The 18,315-nt window shown below is 32.9% G+C and carries 10 protein-coding genes; 4 read left to right on the forward strand and 6 right to left on the reverse strand.

The window, feature by feature from the left end; genetic code table 11:
- Positions 1-73 precede the first annotated feature (73 nt).
- From H2650_RS10355 to H2650_RS10380, 6 genes are all read right to left on the reverse strand, one after another.
- A complete protein-coding gene (locus tag H2650_RS10355; protein ID WP_188050733.1) occupies positions 74-1,912 on the reverse strand; it encodes a PQQ-binding-like beta-propeller repeat protein in 1,839 nt (612 codons plus the stop codon).
- Positions 1,913-1,922: 10 nt separating this feature from the next.
- Complete coding sequence (locus tag H2650_RS10360; RefSeq protein WP_188050734.1) at positions 1,923-2,738, reverse strand: alpha/beta hydrolase family protein; 816 nt, start codon at positions 2,736-2,738, stop codon at positions 1,923-1,925.
- Between the two features lie 96 nt (positions 2,739-2,834).
- On the reverse strand, positions 2,835-5,747 hold the full coding sequence (locus H2650_RS10365; protein ID WP_188050735.1) for an FAD-binding and (Fe-S)-binding domain-containing protein: 2,913 nt from the start codon (positions 5,745-5,747) through the stop codon (positions 2,835-2,837).
- A gap of 140 nt (positions 5,748-5,887) precedes the next feature.
- The gene (locus tag H2650_RS10370) at positions 5,888-7,915 is read right to left on the reverse strand and encodes a beta-N-acetylhexosaminidase (RefSeq protein ID WP_188050736.1); all 2,028 of its coding nucleotides are present in this window, start codon (positions 7,913-7,915) and stop codon (positions 5,888-5,890) included.
- Between the two features lie 26 nt (positions 7,916-7,941).
- On the reverse strand, positions 7,942-9,867 hold the full coding sequence (gene nagB, locus H2650_RS10375; protein WP_188050737.1) for a glucosamine-6-phosphate deaminase: 1,926 nt from the start codon (positions 9,865-9,867) through the stop codon (positions 7,942-7,944).
- A 126-nt stretch (positions 9,868-9,993) separates the two neighbouring features.
- The gene (locus H2650_RS10380) at positions 9,994-10,743 is read right to left on the reverse strand and encodes a DeoR/GlpR family DNA-binding transcription regulator (RefSeq protein ID WP_188050738.1); all 750 of its coding nucleotides are present in this window, start codon (positions 10,741-10,743) and stop codon (positions 9,994-9,996) included.
- A gap of 215 nt (positions 10,744-10,958) precedes the next feature.
- On the opposite strand from H2650_RS10380, the gene H2650_RS10385 reads away from it, so the two are divergent.
- The 4 genes from H2650_RS10385 (at position 10,959) to murQ (ending at position 18,301) form a co-directional block, all read left to right on the forward strand.
- Positions 10,959-14,225: a TonB-dependent receptor gene (locus H2650_RS10385; protein ID WP_188050739.1), complete on the forward strand. Its 3,267-nt coding sequence runs from the start codon at positions 10,959-10,961 to the stop codon at positions 14,223-14,225.
- Between the two features lie 24 nt (positions 14,226-14,249).
- Positions 14,250-15,977, forward strand: coding sequence for a RagB/SusD family nutrient uptake outer membrane protein (locus tag H2650_RS10390; RefSeq protein WP_188050740.1), 1,728 nt, complete (start codon positions 14,250-14,252; stop codon positions 15,975-15,977).
- 224 nt (positions 15,978-16,201) lie between these two features.
- Entirely contained in the window at positions 16,202-17,407 is a 1,206-nt protein-coding gene (locus H2650_RS10395) for an exo-beta-N-acetylmuramidase NamZ domain-containing protein (RefSeq protein ID WP_188050741.1), read from the forward strand.
- Between the two features lie 66 nt (positions 17,408-17,473).
- Complete coding sequence (gene murQ, locus H2650_RS10400) at positions 17,474-18,301, forward strand: N-acetylmuramic acid 6-phosphate etherase (protein WP_188050742.1); 828 nt, start codon at positions 17,474-17,476, stop codon at positions 18,299-18,301.
- Positions 18,302-18,315: the final 14 nt, after the last annotated feature.

An 18,315-nucleotide genomic window follows, 5' to 3' on the forward strand; every position in this document is an offset into this window, starting at 1 on the left:
ATGTATAAAACAAATTTAATTCTGAAAGATTTGATTCGGCATTTTTTGAAACTCATTAAAAAAAAAATAAAAACTAATCTATTTTATAAATTCCTCCTTCAATTAATGCAGTCCAAACGCTACCTGATTCGTCTATTGAAAAGCCATTAATACTTGAACTCCCTAGTTTAATTGTTTTAATAATCATCATTTTTTTAGCATCGACAATAATTACTTCTCCTTTTCGACTTCCCAAATAGATTTTTCCATTCTTTTCTAGAATTCCAGCAGGATTATGTTCATAACCAATTTTTAAATCGAGAATCTTACTTTCTTTCTTTAGATTATCTTCCGTCAGTTCTAAATTATCATTTAAAGGAAGTTGTAGTAATTCTCCATCCATTGTTTTAGCATAAAAAAGGGTACCATCTTCACTTTTCCCCATCGATTCTCTAACTTTCCATTGGTTAGTTCTCAATAAAGTTTTTCCTGAATTTATATCTAAAATAGTAAGAAAACGCTCTGGAGTAACAAAATAAAGTCTGTTTTTTGAAGCTACTACATTAACATTCCCTGGCGAATACAACTCTTGTTTTTCATTTCCATTATTCCATTTCCATAAAAGTGCTCCAGTGTTTTTATTTAAACAATATAGAAAAGTATCCCATGATCCAAAAATAATAGTATTCTCATGAATTAATGGTTTTCCTTGTGAGTAAGACAATGGTAGTTTGCTTTCCCAAATCATGCGTCCTGTAACAGCATCGACACAAATAAATTGGGTAGCACTTGCCGTATAGATTCTATTATTTTCTACAATCGGTGTACCTACTAAAATTCCGCCCACAGCAATATTCCATTTTTCTTTGGCGGTATCTTTATCAAACCCTAAAATCTGACCTTCAATTGTTCCAACAACTATCGTTTTTTTGACAATTGTTGGGGTGAAATAAATTGAATTAGCTGTTTGTATTTTCCAGTTCAAAGTTTTACTTTTCAGATTTACAGACTGAATTTGTCCAAGAGAATTGGCAAAATAAAAATTTTTTTTATCAAAACTTGGAACACTATAGATAGAGGCTAGATCTTGAATAAAAGGTGCAATAGATTGCTTTTCTTCTGGTTCGGTAATTTCAATTTTTGAGGGTTTTGCTGAAACAGAAAATTTAAAAGTAGCTGGTTTTTCAAGCTCTTTTTTAAAAATACGAATACTATCATTACTAACAATTACTTCATTATAACTTTGGGTTTTTCCGTCACGAGAAGTAATAGATGCTCCCATAACTCCACTTAAACCCGAAAAATTATACTCTTTTAAAGTATGAGCGTGACCGCAAAAATTAGCAACGGTTGGATATTTTTTTAAAACAGTAAGCACTTCTTTATAATTACTCAGGCTATTATCTAAAGGATAATGTGAAAAACTCAATACTTTTTTAGAACTATTAATAAGACTATCTTTTATGGTTTTATCTAAAAACAAAAGGTCCTCTTTTTTTACAAAACCATCGCCCATTTTCATGTAAGGTCCACAAGGAAAACCAATAAAAAGGTAATCTCCTTTTGAAAAAGCAAACCGATCTGCTCCCCAAAGTTTTTTATAAGTCAAGGCTGCACTTTCACTCCACGTAGTTTCATGATTGCCAGAAATAATGTGATAAGGAATTTTTAAACCTGAAAGAATAGTATGTACTCGATTGAGTTCATCGTCATCCCCACGATTGGTCAAATCACCTGTTATAATTACAAATTCATTAGTCGATTCGTTAATCTCCTTAATAATTTTTTGCAATAAAAAATCATTATCATTTCCTTCGGTTACGTGTATATCTGTAAGGTGTACAAATTTGATGTCTTGTTTTTTATCTATTTTTTGGGATAAACAAGAAGTAATGATAAAAAGAAAAAGAATTTTTGAATATAAATATTTCATAATCAATTATTTATGTTTTATTGAAAAAATTATTAAAAAACAACAATTGAAATTTTAAGGAGTTCTCCCAATATTCTATATTGTGTTTCCCGGGTCTTTCTATATAATCGTGGTTTATTTTTAAAGCCACCATTTTTTGATGTAAGGTTCTGTTTACGTCAATAAAAAAATCATCAACTCCACAATCAATAATGAGTTTTAAATTATTATTTTCAAGCTTATCAAGCATATTAGTAACCGTATTTTTCTCCCAATTTTCTGGAAAATCAGTTATGGATCCGAGACGTTTTTTTATATCCCAATTTTCTGGAAATGGTCTAATATCTACTCCACCACTCATGCTGCCTGCTGCTCCAAAAACATCTTGGTGTTTAAAAGATAGGTACAATGCTCCGTGACCGCCCATGCTTAGTCCAGATATTGCTCTACCCTCTCGATTGGCTTTAGTTTTATATTTTTTATCAATAAAAGGCACCAACTCATCAACAATGTAGGTTTCGTATCTAAAAGTAGCATCTATCGGGCTATCGAAATACCAACTAGAATAATTTCCGTCTACGCCAATTACTATATAATTATATTGGTCTACTTGATTTGCCAAATCTTTAAAACTGTTAACCCAAGTTGCATAATTACCACTATAGCCATGCAAGAGATAGACTACTGGAAACTTTTTATTGCTTTTTTTATACCCATTTGGAGTGATTACGCAGGTTTTTATATTTTTATTCATTACTACACTAAACACCTCTAAAGTATCAATTTTAGCAGCTTTGACAGAAAAACAAAGCAGTAAGAGGAATGTAAAAATGAGTGTTTTTTTCATAGTTTTAGGATTATTTTTAGTTCAAAAAAAGCAACACATTTTTATAAAAATAGTCATTAAATTAAAATTGCAGGACGTCCAAAAGAAAGTAAACAATTACAAACAATTTCTCAAAATAGTGACTGGATGCAAGGCTTTTCTATTGGTTCCATCAAATATTTGATGGCGGCAACTTGTTCCAGCAGCAGCAATAATTACACCTAAATCTGTCGTACGTATTTTTGGAAACAAAGTATCCTCTCCCATCTGCATACTGATTTCATAATGCTCTTTTTCATATCCAAAAGAGCCAGCCATTCCGCAGCATCCAGAATTGTAAATGGTAACTGAATTATTTTTGGGTAAGTTTAACATTGCAAAAGTCGCTTCAATAGAACTTAAAGATTTTTGATGGCAATGTCCGTGAATTTTAATGGTTTTAACCTCATCAGAAAATTGTTCTGAAGTTATTTTACCAGAGTTAATTTCATTTTTAAAAAACTCTTCAATGGTAAACACATTTGTAGCTAACTTTTTGGCATTTTCTTTATCATCTGCTAATCTAATGTACTCATCTCTAAATGTCAATATTGCCGAAGGCTCGATTCCTATTAAAGGACAATCAGCACTAATATAATCTGAAAAGATGGCTACGTTCGTATTAGCAATTGCTTTGGCTTGTTCCAGGAAACCTTTTGAAATAAAAGCTCTTCCGCTTTCTTCATGATCTACTAAAATAACTTCATATCCCAATGCTGTCAATAATTCATACGCATCTATTCCGACTGAAACATCATAGAAATTGGTAAACTCATCACAAAAAAGACATACTTTTCCCTTTGTAAATGACTCCGTTATTTCTAAATTCCAATTTTTTCCATACCATTTTCTAAAAGTTTTGGCTGCTAAAAGTGGTACTTGTCTTTGAGAAGCAATTCCCATCGTTTTTTTGACAAAAGGAAGGTTAACAATAAAATTAGTAAAGGATGGAAAAAGACTTCCTAAGCCATTTAATTTCGCATTAAAGGCAAACGTTTTATTTCGCAATGAAAATCCATTTGCTTTTTGATATTGATATAAAAACTCTGATTTTAAAGCGGCTACATCTACATTACTTGGACATTCACTAGCACAAGCCTTGCAGCTCACACACAATTCAAATACTTTATATAATTCCTCTTGATCAAATTTATTTTCCTTTTCTGAATGAGTCAAATATTCTCTTAAGGTATTTGCTCTGGCACGAGTAGTATCTTTTTCGTTACGAGTTGCCCGATAACTTGGACACATACTTCCTCCCGCCGAAGGCAGTTTTCTACAATCTCCTGAACCATTACATTTTTCGGCAGCTCTTAAAATCCCTAAACTATCTGAGAAATCCTGAATCGTTTTGACATCAGGTTCTACTCTTCCTGCTTCTACTCTTAGATTCTCATCCATTTTAGAGGCATTAACAATTTTACCAACGTTCAATATGGTATGAGGATCAAAGGCTTTTTTTATTCGTTTGAGCAATTCGTAATTTTTGTCACCAATCATAAAAGGCAAAAATTCACCTCGAACAATTCCGTCGCCATGTTCACCACTAAGCGAACCTCTATATTTTTTTACTAATACAGCAACTTCTGTTGCTATATTCCTAAATTGATGCAATCCTTCTTTTGTTTTTAAATTTAATACGGGACGCAAATGCAATTCGCCAGCACCAGCATGCGCATAATAAATAGCACTCTGACCGTGTCGCTCCATCATGGCTGAAAATTCAGCGATATAATTGGGTAAATCACTTAATTCTACAGCAGTATCTTCAATAGAATCGGCTGCTTTATTATCACCAACAATACTTCCTAAAAGCCCTAAACCTGCTTTACGAAGTTCATTTATTTTATCAATATCAGCGCCAAAAATTTTAGGCAAAGCATAACCGTGATTATTTTTTTGAAGATCAGTAATTAATGCATCCGCTTGATTTTCGGCATCTTCCATACTAATATGCGAAGCCACTTCTAACATGATAACAGCCTTTGGATTTCCTTGAATGAAAAATCTGTTTTTAGCTTGCTCTCTATTGTTTTTAGTACAATCTAGTATGGTGTCGTCCATCATTTCGCAAGTATACAAATGATGTTTCATGGCAGTCACTACAGCTTCTAAACTTTCTTGAATGCTATGAAAATGAGCTACAACCATCACATTATTTGTTGGCGGTAATTCATCTACTTTCAATGTAATTTCAGTGGTAAAAGCTAGCGTTCCTTCACTTCCGCAAAGCAATTTGCCTAAATTTATTGTTTTTTCTGTTCCTCCAAAAAGTTCTGACTTTAGTAATAAATCAACTGCATATCCTGTATTACGTCTGTGAATTTCTGGCTTTGGAAATTCCTTTATAATTTCGATTTGTTGATCTGTATTGGATAACTCCTCATAAATACTTTTATAAATACCACTTTCTAAAGTGTCCCCTTTTGTTTTTTCTAAAAATTCATCAGAACTAATTTCTTTAAATACAGCGCTACTTCCATCACTCAATATTGCTTTTATTTCAACTATTTTATCTCTGGTCACTCCATATCGAATAGAGGTTGTTCCCGAAGAGTTATTTCCTACCATGCCTCCAATCATACATCGGTTGGATGTTGATGTATTGGGGCCAAAAAATAATCCGTGTGGCTTTAAGTATAAATTTAATTCATCTCGAATTACACCCGGTTGTACAGTTACTGTTTTATGGATTGGATCAAAAGCTACAATTTTTGTAAAATGCTTAGAAACATCAACAATTATCCCGCCTCCAACCGTCTGTCCTGCGAGAGAAGTACCTGCTGTTCTTGGTGTGATAGATATATTATTTTTGGATGCAAATTGAATAATTTTTACAATATCTAACTCAGATTTTGGAATGGCAGCAGCAATAGGAAAGATTCTATACGCAGAAGCATCAGTAGAGTACAAAATTTTATGTAACTCATCGTGCAAAAGTGTTCCTTCTAATGATGTTGATAATTCTAATAATTTTTGAGTAATAGTCATTTATATATATTGTAATTAATTAGTTTTAAAAAAAAGTAAATTATAGTAAAATCATTCTATAAAAACTTCTAAAATTTGAGTCAATAGCTAATCTAAAAAAAGTTTTAAATAGGAAACTCAGTAAACATCTTCTTTGTTATTTATAAAAGCAGTTTTATACCTGAAAGCACAGCCAACTCTACATCAGCGTCATTTCGAATATTTGCTTGTTCTATCAAAACATTCAGTTTCGACTTATCACTATTCTTTTTCTTTTCTATTAAAAGTAACAGTTGCTCTGAAATTTCACTTAATTTTTGGGATAATGGTAAAAGAGGTTGCACCAATGGAGCATTACTACTTACAATGATTAAATCAGTATTCATTTTAATCCATTTTCTAAAAAAGTTAGTTACTACAACTTCATTTTCTATATTCTTATTGTCTAAATATTTTTTTACAGCGAAATTAAAATCAATTGCGTCAGAAGCATCTACAGTACAAGCATCTGCAAAAAGTGTTAGTGGAGAATGCATGCGGTATTTTTTACCACCACCATTGCGTTTATAATTTTTTAGAGGTTCACAAACATTCGAAAAATCATTTAAGGCTATTGTATTTTGGTTGTTGCTAATGTTTCTTAAAATAACCTCTTTATTTCTGATGTGTGTAATTCCGACCTCTTCTAACCTAAAGGAAATTGTTTTTAACCTTTCATACAAACTTTGCAAATCATTTACGTTTTCGTTAGACCATAATCGCTCTGCTATAGCTGCTGTTCGTGGCCAGATTCTAGAATCAATATTTAAAGGTGTTGCTAATTCACTCCACATTGCTGCTTCACCACCTAATATTCTTGCTTTTTCCTCAGGACTTAATAACGCATTTTTAGAGAGCGATTCATTTTGATAGTGTGTTGCTATACTTAGCATTAAATCGATATAAAACCCATTAGACAATACTGTATTATACCCGTTTTTTGCCGCTTTAATTAATGATTCACCAGGCTGTAGTCCTTCATTTACGCCACGCCAAGCATGTATTATGGCATCTTTAGACATTTTGTCTGTCATGATTTCTTCCCAACCCATAAGCTTTTTAGAATGCTTTTTTAGCATCGGAATTAACCTCATATTAAAATAGGTCTGTAAATCATGTTTTCCAGAAAACTTATTTTTTTTCATAAATTCCTGAATTCTAGGATTTGAGGCCCATTCTTTTCCGTTATTTTCGTCCCCACCAATATGAAAATAAGCACCAGGAAATAAGGGACAAACCTCATCAAAGATTTCTTCAAGCAATTGATAGGTTTTAGGATTTGTAGGGTCTAAAACGGCATTATAAATCCCTGAGTTGGTTTGAATTGCATAACTACCAATTCCGTTATCTACCCTACTCCCTATTTCAGGATAGGCAGCCAATAATGCCGATGCGTGTCCAGGAATATCTATTTCTGGAACAACAAGAATCCCTCTCTCATCAGCATATCTAACAATATCTTTTATTTCTTCTTGCGAATAAAAATTTCCATTTGAACCTAAATCAGTTAGTTTAGGTAGTTTTTTTATTTGAATTCTCCATCCTTGGTCATCGGCTAAATGCCAATGAAAAACATTCATTTTCATAGATGCCATAGCATCTAAATTTCTCTTAATAACAGCTACTGGTTGAAAATGCCTTGAGGCATCAATCATTAAACCTCTCCAGGTAAATCGTGGAGCATCAGTAATGGAAACAGTAGGGAAATAGTAAGAAGTACTATTGTTTTGAAGTAATTGTAACAAAGTTTCTAAACCATGTAAAGTTCCTAAATCATTTGGTGCATTTAGTGTTATTTTACTCGACGTAACAATAAGTTCGTAGCTTTCATTTTCGTTAATTTCTATTTTACCAGCTGATCCACAATTAATTTGCAGTTCAGCCTCGGAGCTTTCATTAATTTGAGTCAAAAAATTTTGTGGCAGAAATAATCCTGTTCTATTATCTAACCTACGCAAAAAGCTAGTTGCTCCTATAAAAATTCGGGAGTTTGGATTACCAGTAATATTAACTTTAAAATTTTTGTTTAAAGCGAAAGTTCCAGTACCCAAATCTATCTTTTGAGGCCAAGGCATTAAGTCTAACTGCTCTTTTTGTATTTGAGCATTAGAAACAAAAACCGATAATAATAGAATTAATATATACTTCATAATTTAAAATTTGCCTCTAATATAAATCAATAATCAAAACGTTTAAAAGCTTCTATGGCTTCATATTGTGCTAGACCCAAATCATCGTATGTTTTTGCTGTATTTTTATTTCGATCTTCGGCTCTAACCCAAAATTCTCTAGAATCATTTCCTTGAAACATGACTCTGTCTTTTTGAGATTGATGGTATAAAATAGCATGCCTTTTAATCAAAACTTCATCAGGACTTAATGGTACTGCCATGTCAATTTCATCAATATCCCATTCGTGCCATGCACCTCGATACAACCACAACCAACAATCGTTCATATACGATTCTGATTTTAATTTTTTCATTGCTGCAAAAATGGCATTCAAACAAACTTCATGTGTACCATGCGGATCTGCTAAATCTCCCGCTGCAAAAACTTGATGCGGCTTTATTTTTGAAATTATTTCAGCAACAATTGCGATGTCTTCTGGACCTAATGGATTTTTCTTTATTTGTCCTGTTTCATAAAAAGGAAGATCAAGAAAATGAGTGTTTTCATCTTTAAGACCTATATACCTAGTGGCAGCGTAAGATTCTCTTCTTCTAATAAGACCTTTTAATTTTCTTACTTCTAGAGAATCGGTTTCATTTTCAGTTTTATTTTTTAAATCCTCAATAACGGATAAAAAATCTATACCATTAGAATGATCTCCTATAAAATCAAGACCAACTTCGGCAAATTTCAAAGCTTCATCATCGGTCACAGCTATATTGCCCGAAGTTTGATACACAACATGTACATCGTGCCCTTGCTTTATTAATTTAGAAAATGTTCCTCCCATAGAAATCACATCATCGTCTGGATGTGGACTAAAAAGAATAACTCTTTTTTGGGCAGGATTAGAACGTTCTGGCCTATTACTGTCATCGGTATTGGGCTTTCCTCCAGGCCAACCCGTTATAGTATGTTGTAAAACATTAAACATATTTATATTGAGATCATAGGAAGAACCTTCGAGCGCCAATAGATCAGACATACCATTATTGTTGTAATCACGATCGGTGAGTTTAAGTATCGATTGTTTGGTTTCATTACAAAGCCAAATAATTGCTTTACTTTTTAATTCTTGTGTCCAAATACATTCTCCAACCAACCAAGGGGTTTTAAATCGTGTAAGTTCTGAAGCCGCAAATTGATCTAAAACAAAAGTGGTATTCGAATGATTTTGCAAAAAAGTAGCAGGAACGTCTGCGCTAATGTCCCCTTGAATTGTTCTTTTTACAATATCAGCTTTATTCTGTCCCCAAGCCAATAGTACGATTCTCTTTGATCTTAAAATAGTAGAAACGCCCATGGTAATCGCTCTTTTAGGAACGTTTGCAATACCATTAAAACCCGAAGAAGCATCAATTCTAGTAATATGATCTAAGGTTATAATTCTAGTTCCAGAATTAATGTGAGATCCTGGCTCATTAAAACCAACATGACCCGTACGCCCAATTCCTAATAACTGAAAATCAATCCCTCCAAGCTGCATAATTTTTTTATCATAATCTATACAGTATTGGTTTAATTTGTCTAAAGTAACAGTTCCATCTGGAATATTTATATTTTCGGGCTTTATATCTATGTGATTAAACAAATGTTGATGCATAAAATAGTGATAACTCTGGCGATTTTCCTTAGTCATCGGATAATATTCATCTAAGTTAAAAGTTATCACATTAGAAAAACTTAATCCTTCCTCTTTGTGCATTCGAACTAATTCCTCATAAACCTTGATAGGCGATGATCCTGTAGCTAATCCTAGCACACATAATTCGTTTGAAGACTGCTTATATCGTATTAATTGTGCTATTTCTTGTGCAACATTTTGAGAAGCCTCGATTGCACTTTTAAAAATTACATTATGATTTTTTTCAAATCGAGTTTCCTCAAATTTGCCAGGAACATCATAAGCCAAGGAAGCATTGTCTTTCATAATCGATGATATTAGTTAAAATAGTTTAACAAATATATACAAAAAATAAAAAGATTATTTTATTTTGCATTATTTAACAAATAAAAACAAAATAACGCATAAAAACGCAAAAGTAATTAGATACAATTAGATAATAGAAACACCTGATTTTTTAAACTCTTCTAGTTTGATCTCCTCTGGATCTAAATCGGTCACAATGGTATCTAACTTACTTAAATCACAAACAACATGTGCTTTTTTAGTATTCAATTTATCCGAAGTAAACATTGCTATCACCTTATCTGATGATTCTATCATTGCTTTTTTGACAACCGAAACCTCATATCCTTCTTCAGTAAGACCTTGCTTTATATCGATACTACTAACCCCCATAAAACAAATGTCTGCTTTAATTTTTGAAAGAACCTGCAAAACATCAATACCAATAGTAACCATTGCATTCTTTTGCATTTTACCACCAATAAAAATCAAATCAATGTTAGGGTATTGCGATAATTGCATCGCTATAGGCAAACTATAGGTATATATTGTCGCCTTTAACATTGTTGGAATGAGTTTTGAAAAAACTAAGTTCGTAGTACCACCACTCATTATGATCACTTGCCCATCATGCAATAAAGACAATGCCTTATATCCTATTTTCTTCTTCTTGTCTTCATTAGTTATCACAATATCAAAAACACTTTTGTTTTTTTCAGTAATAGGAATTGCGCCACCATATACTTTTTCAAGCGCCCCTTTTTCATGTAGTTTATTCAAATCTCTCCTAATAGAATCCTCTGAAATTCCCAAATCTAAAGCTAATTCAATAGTACTAACACGATGCTGTTCAGCAAGTTTAGTTTTTATGTAATTATGTCTTTCTGCTTTTAACATATTCTTTTTTATCGATAGGAGGCAAATGTATAAAATATTTGATTTAATATAAGTTATCTCCTATCATAAGTTAGCAAAATAATTATAAAATAACAATAAAATTATGCGTTATTTTGCATTATTAGATAAAAATATTAAAATAATTCGAAAAATGTTGCAAAAATACAGTGCGTTTAAATATATTTGTACTATAACCATAAAAAAACCAAATAATTATGAAAAAATCATTGCTGATTTCATTATTGTTTTTTTTAGTACAATTGACATTTGCACAAACGAAAACAATTTCTGGAACTATTACAAACAATGCAGATGGAATCCCAATTCCGGGTGCCACAGTTCTAATTAAAGGCACAACAAAAAGCAGTGTTACGGACATGGACGGACAATATCTAATCAATGCATCCGTAAATGATGTTCTTGTTTTTAGTTATATGGGCTTTACCACGAAAGAAGTTAAAATTGCGCAACAACAAACAGTAAATGTTGTTCTCTTAGAAAATACATTAAACTTAGATGAAGTTGTAGTGGTTGGTTTTGCCTCTCAGAAAAAAGCAAACTTAACAGGTGCAGTTGCAAAAGTAGATGTTGAAAGAGCGCTTGGTAGCAAACCTCTAACTGACATAAGTAAAGGACTTCAGGGTACAACTCCTGGTTTAAACATTACTTTTAATTCTGGTAATATTGGTAAATCTTCTAATATAAACATTCGTGGAGCCGGAACAATTATAAATGGTACTGCAACAGGATCTCCTTTAGTATTAGTAGATGGGGTCCCGTCTGATATGTCTTTAATAAATCCAGAAGACGTAGCCTCTATGTCGGTTTTAAAAGATGCAGCATCGGCTTCTATCTATGGTGCTCGTGCCGCTTTTGGTGTAATATTAATTACAACTAAAAATGGGAAAGATTCTAAAGGAAAAGTTCGTTTTTCATATAGTAATAATTACGGTTGGAGCAATCCTATCTCTCTAATTGAGTTTAATGATCCTACTGTAGAACTTCCAGCCATGATTCAGGCGCAGGAACGCGCAGGAAATGCAAATCCAGAATCGTTTGGAATGAATTATAAAACATTACTACCAGGAATTATAAATTGGCAACAAAAATATGCTTCATCACGAAATAGTAATGATAAAAACATGATTTTAGGCGAAGATTTTGAAGTTATTGGTGGAAAAGAATATTTTTATAGAGTTTGGGATCCGCATAAAGAAATGCTTAAAAAGAATGCAATTCAATCTTATCATAACTTTTCTGCACAAGGTTCTTTATCCGAAAAAAGTTCCTTTATAGTTTCCTTAGGAGTGGCCAATCAAGAAGGAGTTATGAATATTAATACCGAAACAAATCAAAGGATTAACCTAAATATGGGTATGAGCACCCAATTAGCAGATTGGTTAACAGGAGATTTCAAAATCCTTTCTTCTATCCAGAAATACGACTCTCCATTTAACTATTACAATAGCGGATTAGATACAGCTGGTAATGGATATTTTGGTTATTATATGCGTTGGGGATCATATTTTCCTTACGGTACTTACAAAGGTGTTTCTTTTCGTCATGCACCAGGTTATATGAATAATGCGTCAATGAATGAAAGAGTTGAAAATGACACCCGAATCAGTGCTAAATTGACTGCTCAGGTTACAAAAAACTTTAATATAATTGGTGAATACAGTGTAGATAACAATTACCTAAGTAATAAAATGAATGGTGGGCAAATTCCGTTATGGGATTGGTGGACAAGTGCTGCCGATTTAGTAGCTGGAATACCAACAATGATGGAATCTGGGAATGATTTTGTTGCTCAAGCAAAGTCTTCTTACATCATTAATGTAGCAAACGTTTATGCCAATTATTCTAAAACACTAAATAGCGTACACAACTTTAAAGTTTTAGGTGGATTAAACTCAGAATGGCAATCCTTTGAAAGAACTTATGCTCGAAGAAATACATTGTTGGATAAAAATAAACCCGAATTTAACCTAGCCATTGGGGATCAATTTACCTCACCCCTTTCTTCTAATTTAACCCTTAATCCTGGATTGTCGCAGTATGCTATAGCAGGATTCTTCGCTAGAGTTAATTATGATTATGATGGAAGATATTTATTAGAATTGAATGGTCGTTATGATGGTTCGTCAAAATTTCCAACACAAGAGCAATGGGGATTTTTCCCTTCAGCATCTGTTGGATATAGAATTTCAAACGAGAAATTTATGGAAAGTACACGCAGTTGGTTAAATGATTTAAAAGTACGTGCATCCATCGGATCTATTGGAAATCAAAACATTGCCAACAATGCCTTTTTACCAATTATGACCAATTCAAATCCTACTTGGTTAGGAAGTGGATCTACTGTACCGCCTTCTGTATCATTACCAAGTAATGTCGATGCAAATTTGACATGGGAAAAAGTAACGACTCAAGATATTGGATTAGATGTAAGAGTATTCAACATGTTAGGTTTGACATTTGATTATTATCAGAGAGATACTAAAGGAGTTTTGTCTCCAGGGAAAACCCTTCCAGGTTCTTTTGGTCAAGCAGCTGCTAATACCAATTCTGGAAATCTTAGAACTAGAGGATGGGAATTAGGAGTTAATTTTAATAAAGAAATCACCAAAAACATTGGTGTTTATGCAGATCTAACACTATCCGATTATACAACTGAGGTAACCGAGTGGAATAACTCTTCTAAACTATTAGGCTCTTTTTATGCAGGACAAAAAATTGGTGAAATCTGGGGTTTAACCACAGAAAGACTAATACAATCTTCTGATGTTATAGATGCTACTGGATTAATTGTAAATGGTGTTGATTATAAAGATGTTCGTTCTGGTACCTTTAAATATGGTGCAGGAGATGTTATGTACAAAGACCTTGACGGAAACGGAAAGATTACAAGAGGTAAAGGAACAGCAGATGATTCTGGAGATTTAAGTGTTATTGGAAATGCAACTCCTAAATACCAATATGGAATACGTCTTGGTGGAAATGTTTACGGATTTGATATCGATGCTTTCTTTCAAGGAGTTGGCGAAAGACAATATTGGGCTACTTCTGATTTAGTGTTGCCATTTTACAGTAGAACAGATGCGATGTATGCTAATATGAATGATTATTGGACACCCGATAATACAGATGCTTATTACCCTAATCCATACCCAAAACATGATGCTAATGCTTTTGGAACCTATGCTCCGGGCTCTAACAACTTTGTAGCTCAATCTAGATACTTGCTAAATATGGCTTATTTAAGATTAAAAAGTTTAACTGTTGGTTACACTTTACCTAAAACATTGACTAAAAAAATTGGTGTAGACAAATTTAGATATTATGTTTCTGGACTTAATCTATTGACTTTTAAAGATGGTAATTTACCTGTAGATCCAGAAATTAATGAATCTGAGGCGACTTGGGGAAGAACTTTCCCTTATTCTAAAACATGGTCGGTAGGTATTCAAGTTGCATTTTAAAAATTAAATTAAAAATTAAAGAAAATGAGAAATTTAAAAATAAACGCTAAGATAAAGCTATCCGTTCTTGCCCTTTCACTAGCAGGACTGTCTTTTAGCTGCTCGGATTTTCTAGACACACCACCAAAAGATATATTTACAGATAGTAATTTTTGGACCTCTGAAAACAATGTTAAAACCTATTCTTGGTTAAATTATGATACCTTTTTAGGATACGGAAATAATTCAGGAACAACTGCTGATTTTTATTTTCATAACTCAAATAATTTTGATGATAATTTAGCGATGAATGTTTTTACTACATTCAATACTACTGCTAATGCAACCAACGCAAACTGGAATTCATATTACACTTTGATTCGTCGTTGTAACTTAATGCTTGAAAGAGTGCCTGCTGTCTCTATGGAGGAAGCCAAGAAAAACCACTATTTAGGGGTTGCAAAATTTTTTAGAGCTTTTAGTTATTTCCGCTTAGCACAAGAATTTGGTGACGTTCCTTATACTGATGCCTACTTAAATCAAGATGACGCTAAAGTGTATAAACCAGCACTTAGCAGAGCTGAAGTAATCAATAATGTGATTAAAGATCTAGAGGAAGCAACAACTTTGATGCTCCCTATTGATGATAAAAACATTACTGTAAATAAATATACTGCTTATGCTTTATTAAGTAGAGTAGCGCTTTACGAAGGAACTAATAGAAAATACAATCTTGCACAACCAGGAACTCAATACCTTCAAAAAGCTAAAGATGCGGCATTGGCAGTTATGAATAATGCGGCATATAAATTAAATCCCGATTGGAAATCGTTATATAATTCTTTAGAATTACTAAATAACACCGAAGTCATTTTAGGCAAAAGATACCTTAGAGGTGTGTTGGGTAACTCTATTCAAGCATACACTAATACTTCTACCGTACAAAGTGGTTTATCAAAATTTGCAGCAGAAAGTTATACAACAATAAATGGTTTACCGGTAAAACAAATCGGAGGAAATGCTGAATATCTTGGAGATAATACGATTACAAATGTATTTGCAAATAGAGATCCTCGTTTTGCTAAAGCTTTTGGAAATGTTGATTATGCCTATTCTGACAAACCCTTAAACGGATTAACATCAATTACGGGTTATGTATTTCAATTGTATAATAATCCTGCTGCCACTGGGACTGAGGTGACAACTATTGGACAAAACCAAATTGACGCTCCCATATTTACTTTAAGTGAAGTTTATTTAAATTATGCAGAAGCTTGTGCAGAACTTGGAACAGCGACCAATGCAGATCTTAATTTATCAATCAATAAAGTTAAAGCACGCGCTGGTATTGCTACCTTGACTACAGATGGCTCTAATGCATCAGTGGGCGGAATACAAATTAACGATCCTCAGAGAACATCCGCTTTAGAGCAGATATCGGGAGTTGTAAGTCCGCTTATTTGGGAAATACGCCGCGAACGCAGATTAGAATTCATGAGCTGGACCAGTCTTAGAAAAGCAGATATTTTACGTTGGAAAAAAGGAGATTATCTTGACGGTACCAAAAATCCAGATGTATTATTAGGAGCAAGAATTCCTTCATTAATAGGAACTGCGTCTAAAACAAAAGTCGATGCAAACGGTTACGTGATACCCTACACTGTTTCTAGAACTTTTATCGCACCAAAGCACTACTTATCAGCCATCCCAACAAATGATATTAGTTTATTCCTTGCTGAGGGAGTAGAATTAAAACAAAATCCAGGTTGGTAATACTATAAATTAACTAGCTCTAGAGATCAAACCTAGAGCTAGTTATATAAATATTGCTCTTTTAAAAAATTAATTAAACGATAAAAAAACTCATTAATTCTCGTTTAAATAGTTCACTGTATCTATAACTGTAAACCTTTAAGCTGTATGAAAAAGGAATTATTAAGTATAAAAGTTACTTTTACTTAAAATCTAAGCTTACCAACAATAAACTCCTGTTTAAAATGATCAAATTTATAAAAAGAAGTATAGCTATCACATTTGCTTTAAGTTGCCTAACAACTTACAGCAACTCACTTGGTATAAATACAGCTAAAATTGATATAGAAATTAAAATCCAAACGATCAAGACTGGTGCAGATAATTTTGAGAAATACCTTCCTTTATTAAAGAACAAAAAAGTTGGAATCGTTACCAATCAAACTGGGATTTTAAGTGATAAGACACATGTTGTCGATTTTTTGGTTGAGAAAAAAATAAATATTCAAACTATTTTTGCACCCGAACACGGTTTTAGAGGAACTGCAGATGCTGGCGAACATGTAGTTGATGGTAAAGATGCTAAAACAGGATTGCCTATTATTTCGCTTTATGGCGATAATAAAAAACCTAAGAAAGATCAATTAGCCACACTTGATGTAATGGTATTTGATTTACAAGATGTTGGCGCTCGTTTTTATACTTATATTTCTTCTTTACATTATGTAATGGAAGCTTGCGCTGAAAATGGAATTCCATTAATAATACTCGACAGACCTAATCCAAATGGAGCTATTATTGATGGTCCACTTTTAGAAAAAGATTTTTCAAGTTTTGTTGGCATGCACCCTATTCCGTTGCTTCATGGAATGACAATTGGAGAATATGGCCAAATGATTAATGGTCAAAAATGGCTTAAAAATGCTGCTCAATGCAAACTAACTGTAATACCTTGCCTTAACTACAAACATACAATGTCTTACAGTTTACCCATAAAACCTTCTCCTAATTTACCAAACGATCAAGCTATTAATTTATACGCTAGTTTATGTCTTTTTGAAGGTACCAATGTAAGTGTAGGACGCGGAACTGAAAAGCAATTCCAAATTTATGGTTCACCTTTTTTAACCAAACAGTACTTTGATTATACTTTTACTCCAAAACCCAATTTTGGAGCTAAAGATCCCATGCATAATGGTAAAGAATGTTTTGGAGAAGATTTATCATCTAATAAAAAACTAACACAATTAGAACTTAAATGGATTATCAAAGCGTATCAAAACACAACTGATAAAACCAAATTCTTCAATCCTTTTTTTACAAAATTGGCTGGAACCAAAAATCTACAACAACAAATAGAAAATGGTGTGCCTGAAAATAAGATAAGAGAGAGTTGGCAAAAAGATTTAGCTTCATTTAAAAAAATGAGAGCGAAGTATCTTATCTATTAAATAAAAAATTAATTAATGTCGACCTCGAATTACTAGAATGACAATGATCCTTTAAAAAATAAAAAAATGGCTAAAAACAATCCTGATACCGAACAAGAATCACTGTACGCTAATCTAGAAAAAATGAGTACTGAGGAAATACTCATGGGAATAAATGCGGAGGACAAGAAGGTTTCAAGCGTGATAAAAAAACAAATTCCGAATATCGAAAAACTAGTAGATGCCATTGTGATTAAAATGCAACAAGGCGGACGCTTATTTTACATTGGTGCTGGAACTTCTGGAAGAATAGGTATTTTAGATGCTTCTGAGTGTCCTCCTACCTTCGGAGTTTCACATGATTTAGTAATTGGTATTATTGCTGGAGGCGATTACGCAATTAGAAAAGCGGTAGAAAATGCCGAAGATGATTTTAATCAAGCTTGGGAGGATTTAAAAAAACATGCTATAACCAGTAGTGATTTTGTAATTGGTATTGCTGCTTCTGGAAATACACCTTACGTTATTGGGGGTTTAAAAATGGCACGCGAACATAATATTAGTACCGGAAGTATCTCATGCAATAGCGAAAGTCTAATTTCTAAAGAAGCTGATTTTCCTATAGAAATTGTTGTCGGTCCAGAATTTCTAACAGGAAGTACTCGTATGAAAGCAGGAACTTCACAAAAACTGGTTCTCAATATGATCTCTACTTCGGTAATGATAAAGTTAGGAAAAGTCTACGGTAATAAAATGATAGACATGCAGTTATCTAATAAAAAACTAGTACAAAGAGGTGTAGAAATGATTGTAGAAGAACTAAAAATTGATGAAAAATTAGCTTCTGAATTATTAAACAAACACAAAAGTGTACGAGCAGTTCTATTAGCTGAGAATAAAAACTTAGAACATTAATTCCAAAAATAGCT

This window comes from Flavobacterium sp. GP15 (genome assembly GCF_014281985.1).
In the GTDB taxonomy this organism is placed as follows: Bacteria; Bacteroidota; Bacteroidia; order Flavobacteriales; family Flavobacteriaceae; genus Flavobacterium; species Flavobacterium pygoscelis.